This window comes from Zobellella sp. An-6, from assembly GCF_052487945.1.
On sequence record NZ_CP199259.1, the window covers coordinates 1,219,436 to 1,231,720 of the forward strand.

Annotated in this window: 15 protein-coding genes; 12 read left to right on the forward strand and 3 right to left on the reverse strand. The window is 61.9% G+C overall.

All coding sequences use genetic code 11. The features are described 5' to 3' along the window. Positions 1 to 85: 85 nt before the first annotated feature. Positions 86 to 529: an Lrp/AsnC family transcriptional regulator gene (locus tag ACT7DK_RS05620; protein WP_445397159.1), complete on the reverse strand. Its 444-nt coding sequence runs from the start codon at positions 527 to 529 to the stop codon at positions 86 to 88. Positions 530 to 713: 184 nt separating this feature from the next. On the opposite strand from ACT7DK_RS05620, the gene ACT7DK_RS05625 reads away from it, so the two are divergent. The 11 genes from ACT7DK_RS05625 to ACT7DK_RS05675 all read left to right on the forward strand — a co-directional run bounded on the left by ACT7DK_RS05625 (position 714) and on the right by ACT7DK_RS05675 (position 9,803). Continuing rightward, complete coding sequence (locus ACT7DK_RS05625) at positions 714 to 1,298, forward strand: LysE family translocator (protein ID WP_445397161.1); 585 nt, start codon at positions 714 to 716, stop codon at positions 1,296 to 1,298. A 647-nt stretch (positions 1,299 to 1,945) separates the two neighbouring features. Continuing rightward, on the forward strand, positions 1,946 to 2,578 hold the full coding sequence (gene ccmA, locus ACT7DK_RS05630; RefSeq protein WP_445397163.1) for a cytochrome c biogenesis heme-transporting ATPase CcmA: 633 nt from the start codon (positions 1,946 to 1,948) through the stop codon (positions 2,576 to 2,578). Continuing rightward, the gene (gene ccmB, locus ACT7DK_RS05635) at positions 2,575 to 3,243 is read left to right on the forward strand and encodes a heme exporter protein CcmB (protein ID WP_445397165.1); all 669 of its coding nucleotides are present in this window, start codon (positions 2,575 to 2,577) and stop codon (positions 3,241 to 3,243) included. Before ccmA ends, ccmB begins: the two co-directional genes overlap by 4 nt. Positions 3,244 to 3,333: 90 nt before the next feature. After that, on the forward strand, positions 3,334 to 4,080 hold the full coding sequence (locus ACT7DK_RS05640; RefSeq protein WP_445397167.1) for a heme ABC transporter permease: 747 nt from the start codon (positions 3,334 to 3,336) through the stop codon (positions 4,078 to 4,080). Then, positions 4,070 to 4,276 carry a heme exporter protein CcmD gene (gene ccmD / locus ACT7DK_RS05645; RefSeq protein WP_445397169.1) on the forward strand — a complete coding sequence of 69 codons (207 nt, stop codon included), beginning with the start codon at positions 4,070 to 4,072 and terminating at the stop codon, positions 4,274 to 4,276. The genes ACT7DK_RS05640 and ccmD overlap by 11 nt, the downstream gene beginning before the upstream one ends. Continuing rightward, positions 4,273 to 4,767 (forward strand): cytochrome c maturation protein CcmE, encoded by a 495-nt coding sequence (gene ccmE / locus ACT7DK_RS05650; RefSeq protein WP_445397171.1) that lies wholly within the window; start codon positions 4,273 to 4,275, stop codon positions 4,765 to 4,767. The genes ccmD and ccmE overlap by 4 nt, the downstream gene beginning before the upstream one ends. After that, positions 4,764 to 6,719 (forward strand): heme lyase CcmF/NrfE family subunit, encoded by a 1,956-nt coding sequence (locus tag ACT7DK_RS05655; RefSeq protein WP_445397173.1) that lies wholly within the window; start codon positions 4,764 to 4,766, stop codon positions 6,717 to 6,719. The genes ccmE and ACT7DK_RS05655 overlap by 4 nt, the downstream gene beginning before the upstream one ends. Then, positions 6,716 to 7,249, forward strand: coding sequence for a DsbE family thiol:disulfide interchange protein (locus ACT7DK_RS05660; protein WP_445397175.1), 534 nt, complete (start codon positions 6,716 to 6,718; stop codon positions 7,247 to 7,249). The genes ACT7DK_RS05655 and ACT7DK_RS05660 overlap by 4 nt, the downstream gene beginning before the upstream one ends. A gap of 3 nt (positions 7,250 to 7,252) precedes the next feature. Continuing rightward, positions 7,253 to 7,726 carry a cytochrome c-type biogenesis protein gene (locus ACT7DK_RS05665; protein WP_445397177.1) on the forward strand — a complete coding sequence of 158 codons (474 nt, stop codon included), beginning with the start codon at positions 7,253 to 7,255 and terminating at the stop codon, positions 7,724 to 7,726. 1 nt (position 7,727) lies between these two features. Continuing rightward, positions 7,728 to 8,939 (forward strand): c-type cytochrome biogenesis protein CcmI, encoded by a 1,212-nt coding sequence (gene ccmI, locus ACT7DK_RS05670; protein ID WP_445397179.1) that lies wholly within the window; start codon positions 7,728 to 7,730, stop codon positions 8,937 to 8,939. A gap of 72 nt (positions 8,940 to 9,011) precedes the next feature. Continuing rightward, entirely contained in the window at positions 9,012 to 9,803 is a 792-nt protein-coding gene (locus ACT7DK_RS05675) for an MlaA family lipoprotein (RefSeq protein WP_445397181.1), read from the forward strand. A gap of 99 nt (positions 9,804 to 9,902) precedes the next feature. On the opposite strand, the gene ACT7DK_RS05680 is transcribed toward ACT7DK_RS05675, so the two are convergent. Together ACT7DK_RS05680 and ACT7DK_RS05685 are read right to left on the reverse strand one after the other, a co-directional pair. Continuing rightward, on the reverse strand, positions 9,903 to 10,496 hold the full coding sequence (locus ACT7DK_RS05680; protein ID WP_445397183.1) for a DUF502 domain-containing protein: 594 nt from the start codon (positions 10,494 to 10,496) through the stop codon (positions 9,903 to 9,905). A 97-nt stretch (positions 10,497 to 10,593) separates the two neighbouring features. Further along, entirely contained in the window at positions 10,594 to 10,890 is a 297-nt protein-coding gene (locus ACT7DK_RS05685) for a hypothetical protein (RefSeq protein WP_445397185.1), read from the reverse strand. Positions 10,891 to 11,130: 240 nt separating this feature from the next. Here ACT7DK_RS05685 and ACT7DK_RS05690 point away from each other — a divergent pair, with 240 nt between their 5' ends. Continuing rightward, the gene (locus ACT7DK_RS05690) at positions 11,131 to 12,201 is read left to right on the forward strand and encodes a 3-deoxy-7-phosphoheptulonate synthase (RefSeq protein WP_445397187.1); all 1,071 of its coding nucleotides are present in this window, start codon (positions 11,131 to 11,133) and stop codon (positions 12,199 to 12,201) included. Positions 12,202 to 12,285: the final 84 nt, after the last annotated feature.

The window sequence follows — 12,285 nt, forward strand, 5'->3', positions numbered from 1 at the left end:
GGATCGGTCAGAGTTTTAGTCAAGCCCTGCTGTCTGCCTTGACGAAGCGCAGAGGCAGCCCTGTTGCCTCTGCGCTCACAGGTGATTACCGGCGATCATCTTTCGGCGATTCCATCACCACCATGGTGGTGATGGAATTGACCTGGTGACATTCACCCAGCACATCGGAGTGAAACCGCTTGTAGTCCGCCAGGCTTGCGGTCTCCACCCGCAGCAGATATTCATTCGTTCCAGTGATATTGTGGCACTCCACCACTTCTTTCACATAGCGGACATGTTCTTCAAAGCCATTCTGGGCTTTCTTGCTGTGATCGGACAAACCTATCGCCACATAGGCAATAAATCCGCACCCCATCTTCTGGTTATCCAGCACGACCCGGTAGCCTCTGATCACCTTCCGGCGCTCGAGTTCTTGAACTCGGCGCAGTGTGGCAGAGGGAGACAGTCCCACTCGTTCGGCCAGCTCCACGTTCGGGAGCCGGCCATTCAGTTTTAGCTCTTGCAATATTCTTTCGTCAAGTTTGTCCATAGCATGGATTTGTTGTTTATTTTAAGTTTATGTAATGAATTCAAGCACAAAATTTCCCGTAAGAACAATTATCCTGTGTCTGTCTGGGGCGTATTTCTACGGCGAGTTCTTGCCATGCAGGAACCAACCGGCCTGAATCCGGCCCCTGGTGATCCGTTATCATCCGTTTTCAGCAGGAGCCCCCATGCCTATCGAGCAACTCTGGCCGCTGGTCATGTTCGCCTTCGTGACCTCTTTCACTCCCGGCCCGAACAACATCATGTTAATGACGTCAGGAGCCAATATCGGCTTTATCCGCACTATTCCTCACATGATGGGCGTGACGCTCGGTTTCAGTGTGATGGTGGTCGTGGTCGGTATCGGGCTGACCGGCATTTTTCTCCGCTATCCGGCGCTGCATCACATTCTGAAGGTAGTGTGTCTGATCTATCTGGTCTGGCTGGCGATCAAAATTGCCATGAGTAAACCAGGCAACAAGGAGCAAGAGTATCAGCCGATGAGTTTTAGCGCGGCCGCCATATTTCAGTGGGTCAATCCCAAGGCCTGGTCCATGGCCTTGACGACGGTCAGCGTTTACAATCCGAGCGCCGACGGGTTGGGGTTGGTGCTGATAGCTCTGGTCTTTGGGCTAGTGAATCTGCCCTGTGTGAGTATCTGGGCTGCCGCCGGTAAACAACTGAGCCACATGCTGACCCACCCCATACAGGTACGCCGCTTTAACCTGGCCATGGGTGGGCTGCTGCTTGTCTCCACGCTGCCCATGCTGTGATCGGCACGGGCTCTTCATTTCCGTCCTAGAACGCCATATAGTTTAAAACTTAGGCAGCCCCTTCCCCTCTTGTTTGTAGGCTTGGCTGCTGACGAGGTGTAGGCTGTCAGCCAAAGGGCACTCCTCCTTCGGCACGCCGTAAACCCGTCCATGGGGGCTCCGCCGCGCCCTCCCTGGCGTGGAGGGCCGGCGGAAGAGCGCCCTTTGTCTTCCCTAGTGCTCCGGTGCCGCCTGCCGGCAGCACCATCAGACGACATAGGGGTTTGGAAAGAGGCAACAGGGATGGCCTCCGCCGACCGTCACATGCTAGGGGGCGCGAAGCGCCTTGCACCGCCGCCAGCATCGCGAAGCGATGATACGGCGGTTTCCGCGACATTTGGCATGTGCCGAGCGCCACAAGGATGTGCTTGCAGCGTGTCGGCGGAGGTGGCCCTGTTGTCTCTTCGTCTACATTTTATGATTAATTTTTAAACTAATCGGTGCTCTAGCAGGCAACCGGACTGGTGACGAAGAGACAAGCCTTCAGCCGACTTTGTTCCAGCGCAATAAATCCGGCGATTTTAACTTTCACCGTAGCGAAACTAAGGCCATTTATGGGCGCCCTGTGCTAGACTGGCGCCCATTTTTCATGGTCAGAATACCGATCTATGCTTGAAGCCCGCGCGTTAACCTGTGTCCGCGAAGAACGCACCCTGTTCAGCGAACTGTCGCTGACGGTTTCCCCCGGTGATCTGGTGCAGGTGGCCGGCCCCAACGGCGTCGGCAAAACCAGCCTGCTGCGGCTGCTGGCCGGCCTGTCCCGTCCCTACGGCGGGGAGGTGTGCTGGTCCGGTGAAAACATCGAGCAGTGCCGCGACGGCTACCACCAGGAATTGTTCTACCTCGGGCACCAGGCCGGCATCAAGCACGAACTGACCGCCTTCGAGAATCTCGCCTTCTTCCGTCGCATGCATCACGCGGGCAGCAAGGCCAACCTGTGGGAGGTGCTGGCCATGGTGGGCCTGGCCGGGCTCGAGGATCAGTACGCCGGCCAGCTGTCCGCCGGACAGAAGCGGCGGGTGGCCCTGGCCCGGCTGTGGCTGAGCGGCCCCCGCCTGTGGATCCTGGACGAGCCCTTCACCGCCATCGACAAGCACGGGGTCAAGGTGCTGGAGCGGCTGTTGCTGGAGCATACCGATGCCGGCGGCATGGTGCTGATCACCACCCATCAGGACCTGTCCCTGAGCGCCGACCGGGTGCGAATCCTGCACCTGACCCCCTTCCAGGAGAGCGAGGCATGAGAACCCTGTTTACCGGCGTGGTCCGCCGCGAGCTGGTGTCGGCCCTGCGCCGTCGCGCCGATATCCTCAACCCGCTGTGGTTCTTCCTCATCGTCATCACCCTGTTCCCGCTGGGCATCGGTCCCGAGCCGGCCCTGCTGGCCCGCATCGCCCCGGGCATCGTCTGGGTGGCGGCGCTGCTGTCGTCGCTGCTGGCACTGGAGCGGCTGTTCCGGGATGATTTTATCGACGGCACCCTGGAACAATTAATGCTGATGCCCTGTCCCTTAGGGGTGCTGGTGCTGGCCAAGGTGCTGGCCCACTGGCTGCTGACCGGGCTGCCGTTGCTGCTGCTGTCGCCGTTGGTGGCGGTGTTGCTGAGCCTGGATCTGGCCGGTTTCCAGGGGGTGTTTTGGACCCTGTTGCTGGGCACCCCCATCCTCAGCCTGCTCGGGGCCATCGGGGTGGCGCTGACGGTCGGCATCGGCAAGGGCGGCGTGCTGTTGAGCCTGCTGACCCTGCCGCTGTATATTCCGGTGCTGATCTTCGCCACCTCGGCGATAGAGGCGGCGTCGATGGGGGTGCCCTACAACGGCCAGCTGGCGATCCTGGGCGCCATGCTGGCGGGCAGCGTGACCCTGGCGCCCTTCGCCATCGCGGCGGCGCTGCGGGTCAGCGTCAACTAACTGGCGGTAGCGGTTTTTTGAGCGGCGAATTTAGGGTATCTTGAATTCGTGTGAACAATAGGTAATACAAAAAGAAGGTTTGTGAGCAATATGTGGAAATGGTTGCATCCTTATGCCAAGTCCGAAGACGCCTACCGCCTGGCCGGGCTCTGGCTGCCCTGGTTTGCGGTCTTCAGCGTCGTCTCCTTTACGATCGGCCTGGTCTGGGGCCTGGCTTTCGCGCCGGCGGATTACCAGCAGGGTGATGCCTTTCGCATCATCTACATCCACGTGCCTTCCGCCATCATGTCGATGGGCGCCTACTCCGCCATGGCGGTGGCCGCCTTTATCGGCCTGGTGTGGCAGATCAAGACCGCCGACATGGCGGTGGCAGCCATCGCCCCGGTGGGCGCCGTCTTCACCTTTATCGCGCTCTTTACCGGCGCGGCCTGGGGCAAGCCGATGTGGGGCACCTGGTGGGTGTGGGACGCCCGCCTGACCTCGGAGTTGATCCTGCTGTTCCTCTACCTGGGCGTCATCGCCCTGTACAACGCCATTTCCGACAAGGTGCTGGCCGGCCGGGCCGCCGGCATACTGGCGCTGGTGGGGGTGATCAACCTGCCGATCATCCACTATTCGGTGGAATGGTGGAACACCCTGCACCAGGGCGCCACCATCACCAAGTTCGCCCGGCCGTCCATTTCCAATGACATGCTCTGGCCGCTGCTGCTGATGATTGCCGCCTTTGTCTGCTTCCTCGGCGCGCTCACCCTGATGCGGCTGCGCAACGAGTTGATCCGGCGGGAATCGCACCGGCCCTGGGTACTGAAAATGGCGGAGGAACAGGATGAAATTTGACAGCTGGTCCGCATTCTGGGCCATGGGCGGCTACGGCTTTTACGTGTGGCTGTCCTTTGCCGTGACCCTGCTGGCCCTGCTGGGCCTGGTGGCGGTCACCATAACAACGAAGAAACGCTTGCTGCGCGAGGTCAAACAGAAACAAGCCAGGGTCGCCCGTCGCAAGGCCGCCCAGAAGTTGGAGAACACCCTATGAACCCAAGACGTAAGAAGCGGATGACCCTGCTGGTGGCCGTGGTGATCGGCCTGTCGGTCATGACCGGGCTGGTGCTCTATGCATTGCAGCAGAATATCGACCTCTTCTATACCCCCACCGAACTGGTGCAGGGCAAGGGCAAGGAGCAGATCAGGCCAGAAGTGGGCCAGCGCCTGCGCATCGGCGGCCTGGTGGTACCCGGCTCGGTGCGGCGCGATCAGCAGAGCCTGAAGGTCAGCTTCGATCTGGTGGACGCGGGCGGCGAAAAGGTGACGGTGCTGTTCGACGGCATATTGCCGGATCTGTTCCGGGAAGGGCAGGGCATCGTGGCCCAGGGCCACCTGGAGGATGCCCGCACCATCAGCGCCTTCGAGGTGCTGGCCAAGCACGATGAGGAATACATGCCGCCGGAAGTGGCGGAAGCGCTCAAGGGGATGGAGCACTTCAAGCCGGAGTACACCGAGGAACAGCTGAAAGGGAGCCGTTCATGATCCCTGAGATAGGCCAATTCACCCTGATCCTGGCCCTGGCGGCGTCCGTCGTCCTGAGTATCTACCCGCTGCTGGGCGCCGCCCGCGGCAACGTCGGCATGATGCTGCTGGCCCGGCCGCTGGCCTACGCCCAGTTCGGCTTCCTGCTGGTGTCTTTCCTCTGCCTGACCTGGGCCTTTGTCGATCACGACTTTACCGTGCTCTACGTGGCGTCCAACTCCAACAGCCTGTTGCCGCTGGAGTACCGTATTTCGGCGGTGTGGGGCGCCCACGAGGGCTCCCTGCTGCTGTGGGTGCTGATCCTCGCGGGCTGGACCGCGGCGGTGGCCCGCTTCAGCCGGGCGCTGCCGCTGGAGGCGGTGGCCCGGGTGCTGAGCGTGATGGGCATGGTGGGCATCGGTTTTTTGCTGTTCGTGCTGCTCACCTCGAATCCCTTCGAACGGACCCTTCCCTATTTCCCGGTCGACGGCCGGGATTTGAATCCGCTGCTGCAGGATCCGGGGCTGATTTTCCATCCGCCCATGCTGTACATGGGCTATGTGGGCTTTTCCGTCGCCTTCGCCTTCGCCATCGCCTCGTTGATGACCGGCAAGCTGGACGCGGCCTGGGCTCGCTGGTCCCGACCCTGGACCATGGCCGCCTGGATCTTCCTGACCCTCGGCATCGCGCTCGGCTCCTGGTGGGCCTACTACGAGCTGGGCTGGGGCGGCTGGTGGTTCTGGGATCCGGTGGAAAACGCCTCCTTCATGCCCTGGCTGGCGGGCACGGCGCTGATCCACTCGCTGGCGGTGACCGAGAAGCGGGCCACCTTCAAGGCCTGGACGGTGCTGCTGGCGATCATGGCGTTTTCGCTCAGCCTGCTCGGCACCTTCCTGGTCCGCTCCGGGGTGCTGGTGTCGGTGCATGCCTTCGCCTCGGATCCGACCCGCGGGCTCTTCATCCTGGTGTTCCTGATGCTGGTGGTGGGCTCGTCGTTGCTGCTGTACGCCATCAAGGGCGCCGAGGTGCGCAGCCACGGCAAGCATGAGCTGGCCAGCCGGGAAACCATGCTGCTCGGCAACAACATCATCCTGATGGCCGGCCTGGTGGTGGTGCTGATCGGTACCCTGCTGCCCCTGGTGCACAAGGAGCTGGGCCTGGGCAGCATCAGCATAGGCGCGCCCTTCTTCAACAGTCTCTATGCCTGGCTGATCATCCCCTTCGCGCTGCTGCTGGGGGCGGGCCCCCTGTTCCGCTGGCGCCGCCAGCAGATGAAGGAGGTCAACGGCAAGCTGCTGTTCGCCCTGGCGGTGAGTACAGTGCTGGGCCTCGGCCTGCCCTGGTGGTTTGCCGAAAACTTCGAACCCTGGGCGGCGCTGGGCATCGGCCTCGGGGTCTTTATCGTCGTCACCAGCCTGCAGGAAACCTGGATCCGCGCCACCCACAAGCACAGTTTCGGCGTGGGGGTACGCAAGCTCGGCAACAGCCACTGGGCGATGATCCTCGGCCACATCGGCCTGGCGGTGTCCATCATCGGCATTGCCTGCACCCAGATCTACAGCATCGAGCGGGACGTGCGCATGAGCAAGGGCGACAGCGTGACCTTTGCCGGCTACACCTTCACCTTCGAGGGGACCCGCCGGGCCGATGGTCCCAACTACGAGGGCTTCAAGGGGGTGATCGGCGTGGCCAAGAACGGCCGGCCGCTGACCGAGCTGCGTGCCGAGAAGCGGATGTACGTGGTGCAGCGCATGCCCATGACCGAGGCCGCCATCAACGCCGGCTTTACCCGGGATCTCTACGCCGCCCTGGGGGAAGAGCTGGATGACGGCGCCTGGGCGGTCCGGCTCTACTACAAGCCCTTCGTGCGCTGGATCTGGTTCGGTGCCGTGCTGATGTCGATCGGTGGGGTCATCGCCATGGTCGACAAGCGCTATCGTTTCGGCCGTAAACACGAGCAGGAGGTTGCATGAACCGCCGTATTCTGATCCTGTCCATTCCGCTATTGCTGTTCCTGGGCGCCAGCGTCTTCCTGTACAAGGGACTGTTCTCCGATCCCACCCGGCTGGAATCGGTGCTGATCGATCAGCCGATCCCGGAATTCACCCTGCAGGATCTGCACGATCTGGACAAGCAGCACGGCAAGGACATCTTCACCGGCCGGCCCATGCTGCTCAACGTCTGGGCCACCTGGTGCCCGACCTGCTATGCCGAGCATGAGTACCTGAACGAGCTGAAGGCGAAGGAGGGCATCCACATCATCGGCATGAACTACAAGGACGAGCGGGACAAGGCCCTGCGCTGGCTGAGCAACCTGGGGAATCCCTATGCCATCGACCTCTACGATCCGCGCGGCATGCTGGGCCTGGATCTGGGGGTGTACGGGGCGCCGGAGACCTTCCTCATCGACAGTGGGGGTGTCATCCGCTACCGCCATGTGGGGGACGTGAACGAACAGGTGTGGACCCAGACCCTCAGGCCCATTTTCGAGCAGATGGAGTAAGCCATGCGTTTTCTCTCCTTCCTGGCCCTGCTGGCCGGCCTGGTGCTGACGGCACCGTTGCCGGCCCGGGCCGCCATCGATGTGTATGAGTTCGACAGCCCCGAGCAGGAAGACGTGTTCCGCGAGCTGGTGCGCGAGCTGCGCTGCCCCAAGTGCCAGAACCAGGACATTTCCGACTCCAATGCGGAATTGGCCAAGGATCTGCGCGACAAGACCCACGAGATGCTGCTGGCGGGCAGCAGCAAGCAGGAAATCATCGACTACATGGTGGCCCGCTACGGCAACTTCATCCTCTACAAGCCGCCGCTGATGGCCTCCACCCTCATCCTGTGGCTGGGGCCGGTGCTGGTGATCCTGCTCGGCCTGGGGGTGGTGCTGCTGCGTACCCGCCGGGGCCGGCGCGGCCGGAGCGAGGCGTTGAGCGCGGAAGAGCAGAAGCGCCTGGCGGAACTGCTGAACAAAGACAAAGAGAGCTGATATGACCTTATTCTGGATCTTCAGCGCCGGGCTGACCGCCCTGCTGGCGCTGGTGATAGTGTTGCCCCTGCTGCGTGGCCGGGTCGAGTCCGCCGAAAGCCGTAACGAGCTCAACACCCGGCTGTACCGACAGCGGTTGCAGGAGCTGGAGCAGGATCGCGAACAGGGCCTGCTGGAAGACAGTGAGTCGGCCCGGCTGGAGCTGCAGAAAAGCCTGCTGGACGATGTGGTGCCGGAGCCGGCGCTGCAACGCCGGCGCAGCCCGCTGCTGTGGCTGCCGGCGGTGTTGATGGTGGTGGTGATCGCCTATGCCGGCTACTGGCAGCTCGGCGCCCACCGGGAAGTCGCCCAGTGGCAGGACGCCAGCGGACGGCTGGCGGAGCTGTCCCGCCGGGTGCTGGTGGAGCAGGACGAGAGCGTGACCGAGCAGGACGTGCGCGCGCTGATGCTGGCGCTGCGCACCCGCCTGCATCAGCAGGGCGACGATTACCGCGGCTGGCTGCTGCTGGGCCGGCTGGCGCTGGAGATGCGCGACGGCGAAACCGCCAGGGACGCCCTGGAGAAGGCGCTCGGGCGGACCGACGATACCGGCGCCGTGGTGGTGCCCTATGCGGAGGCCCTGGCCATGACCGGCGAGACCCTGCGGGCCGAAGGCCTGATCAAGGAAACGCTGGCCCGGGATCCGGACAACCTGGAAGCCTGGTCGGTGTTCGCCTTCATGGCGTTGCAGCAGGACGACTATGCCACCGCGGCCGAACGCTGGCGCGACATGCTGGCGCGGATGTCGCCGGACAATCCCCGCTATGTGATGATAGAGCGCTCTATCGCCTTCGCCGAGCAGCGGCTGGCCACGGCCGATACCACGCCGGTGGCCGGGCCCCGCTACGAAGTGGAGATCAACACCTCGAGTTCGGTGCCCTACCATCCGGGCGCCGTGCTGTTCGTGTTCGCGGTGGATGCCGAAGGCGGCGAGATGCCGCTGGTGGCCCGGCGTATCGAGCAGCCGGCCTTTCCGCTCACCATCACCCTGTCCAACGCCGACGCCATGGTGGCCGAGAATAACCTGAGCAGCCGGGAGGGGGTGATCGTCAAGGCCCGTCTCGCCCCCAGCGGCAACGTGGCCGACAGCACCGACGCCTGGGAAGGGCACAGCGGCGTATTGAATACCGACGCAGATAGCCGTATCCGGGTTATCATAGACACGCCCCTGTAAGGGGCGGCGGCCGTCGCACTGCCGGCCGCTTAAGCTAGACTAGAACGATAACAAAAATCATAAGGTTACATTATGTGGCGAGTGCTTATATTGACGGCGGGCATGACCCTGACGGGTGCTGCCGTGGCTCAGGGGGATGCCTTGCCCCGGGCCAGTGATCCCTTTTCTACCAGCAAGCCGGCAGACTATGCCAAGTCCACGGCCGACGATCCCCGTGATCCCTTCGAGCCGGTCAACCGGGCCTCCTGGGTGATCAACTATGATCTGCTCGAACCCTATGCGGTACGTCCGGTCGTGCATACCTATGCCAATCTGGTACCCGATCCGCTCAAGGAAGGGATACAAAATGTGGTGCTGAACCTGGAGGAGCCGGCCAGTTTCGTCAACCATCTGGTGACGGGAGAGTTTGCCGGAGCCGGGACCAATCTGGCCCGCTTCGGTATCAACAGCACCTTCGGGGTGCTGGGCTTTTTTGATGTGGCGGGAAAAATCGCACTCCAGCCCCAGCCCAAGGATTTCAGCCAGGTCTTGGGGCAGATGGGGATAGGAGATGGTCCCTATCTGATGGTGCCACTGATGGGGCCTTATACCCTGCGGCAGCTGTCGGGAGACGTGGTGGACAGCCTTTATTTCCCTTACGATGTCATGACCTTTGCCATGCGTACCGGGAAGTGGATGCTGGGTGGCCTGTACCAGCGTAGTCAGTTGATTGAACGCGAGCCCATTATCGACAACGCCCTCGATCCTTACGGCCTGACCAAGGATTTCTATATGCAGTATCAGGCGAGCAAGGTGGGCCGGGAAGCGAACGCCATGCCGGACGACGAGGAATTGTCCGATTTTATGGACGAGATCGACGGCTAAAAGAGAGCGGTAAGCCAGAAGCTTGAAGCCGGAAGAGGCCGGGTTTCAAACTCCTTTCCAGCTTCCAGCTTCCAGCTTCCAGCTTCCAGCTTCCAGCTTTCAGGGTTTTCCCGTCACTCCGCCGCTGACGATAAAGGTGGTGACGGTGCCGGCGGGGATGTCCAGCGGCCGCACCTTGTCCTTGTCGACGATCAGCACATTGCCGGCAAAGTTGTAGGACTGGGGCAGGTAGACGGCGACCTTGTCCTGAAACCCGAACTCTTCCATCTGCTCCCGGGTGATAAAGCCCAGCACCATCACTTCTCCGTCCATCAGGCTGACCGCCACCGGCTTGTCGAAGCGCTTGTTGTCGCCGAGCAGGGCGTTGAACAGGTCCCGCAGGGAATTGTAGAGCATCTTCACCAGGGGAATGCGGGTGAGGACGGCGTCGAACAGGTTGAGGAAAAAGCGGCCCAGGTAGAAGGAGGCGAACATGCCGGTGAGGATGATCAGCGCCAGGGTCACCAGGCCGCCGGCCAGATCCGATACCCAGCCCGCCTCCAGCGCCGGAAACACCAGTTGCAGCAGCGAGCCCAGGGCTGAAAACAGGGTTTCGTTGAGCATGTTGAAGATCAGGTACACCAGGTAGACGGTCAGCACGAAGGGCAGCAGGATCAGCAGGCCCTGGAAGAAAAAGCGGATGAGTCGTTGCATGTCCGGGTTCCTTGAAAAGAGAAGGGAATGATGGCAGAACTCCGCCCGAATACCAGTCCGAACGGCGGGAACCGTGTCAGGGCGAGTCGTGCGCTCGCTAGTGCCGGCCCGCCGCTAGGGCGCGCACGTAATTCAGCCAGCGGGCGTACCAGGGCGGGCTGAACCGCCGGCTCTGCTCGGCGGCGAACAGGGCCTTCTGCAGCAGCTGGGGGCTGGGCCTGTGGCCATAGTGGGCGAGCCAACAGCGGGCGACTTCATCCAGGATCAGCCGGCACTGGTGATCGTAGAGGGTGTCGTTGTTGTAGGACGGCGGACTCCGGCGGTAATCCACCCCGTAGTGATCCAGGATCCGGCGGAAGCTGGCCACCAGTTGCCGGTATTCGTGTTGGTCCATGCGCGCTCCTCTCTTGCCTCAAGTATACGCCGCCAGCCGTGCCGTTTTGGCTCTTTTCTGCCCATTCGCATCCTTCAGGGTAAAATAACCGGTTTTTCACCGACATCAGGCTTTGCAAGGCCGCCCGGCCTTGGTATGGTGGGGGCGGTTGCGTAAAAGAGAAATCACCGTATGTCAAATGGTGAGTGATTTTTCTTTAAGTTTGGTTGTAAAGAAATGTTTACATGTGAGGATGTCATCATGCAGAAAGACACACTGAATAATATCCATATCCAATCCGAACAGGTGATGATCACCCCGGCGGAACTGAAGGCCAAGCTGCCCATCTCCGACCAGGCGCTGGCCTTTATCGGCCAGGCCCGGCAGACCATCTCCGATATTATTCATCGTAAGGATCACCGCCTGCTGGTGATCTGCGGCCCCTGCTCCATCCACGATATCGACGCAGCCAAAGAGTACGCAACCCGCCTCAAAAAACTGCATGATGACTACCGTGATAGCCTTTATATCGTGATGCGCGTCTATTTCGAGAAGCCGCGTACCACCGTCGGTTGGAAAGGCTTTATCAACGATCCTCACCTGGACGGCAGCTTCGACATCGAACTGGGCCTGCACAAGGCGCGTGAACTGTTGTGCTGGCTGGCCGAGCTGGAGCTGCCCCTGGCCACCGAAGCACTGGATCCCATCAGTCCCCAGTACCTGGCGGAGCTGTTCTCCTGGTCCGCCATCGGCGCCCGGACCACCGAGTCCCAGACTCATCGGGAGATGGCCTCCGGCCTGTCCATGCCGGTCGGTTTCAAGAACGGCACCGACGGTAACCTGGGCACCGCCATCAATGCCATGAAGGCTGCGGCCGAGCCCCATGCCTTCATGGGCATCAACCAGGAAGGACAGGTGGCCCTGCTGGTGACCCAGGGCAACCCGGACGGCCATGTGATACTGCGCGGCGGCAAGCAGCCCAACTACGACTCGGTCAATATCGCCCTGGCGGAAAAGGCGATGACGGCGGCGGGCCTGACCCCTAAACTGGTGGTGGACTGCAGCCACGGCAACTCCAACAAGGATTACAGCCTGCAGCCGCTGGTGGCGGAGAACGTGGTGCACCAGATCCAGGAAGGCAACCAGTCCATCATCGGCATCATGCTGGAATCGCACCTTGCCGAGGGCAACCAGTCGAGCGAGCAGCCCAAATGCGATATGCGCTACGGGGTGTCCATCACCGACGCCTGCATCGGCTGGGACACCACCGCCGAGCTGCTGGCCCAGTGCCACGAGCAACTGGCCGCGCCACTCAAGGCCCGCCTCGGCTGAGCCGCCGGATCACCTCCTCGAACCTGAGCCCGTGCCGGCGGATGACTGTCGCCGGCGGCCAATAGCGGGCATAATAGAGCACCG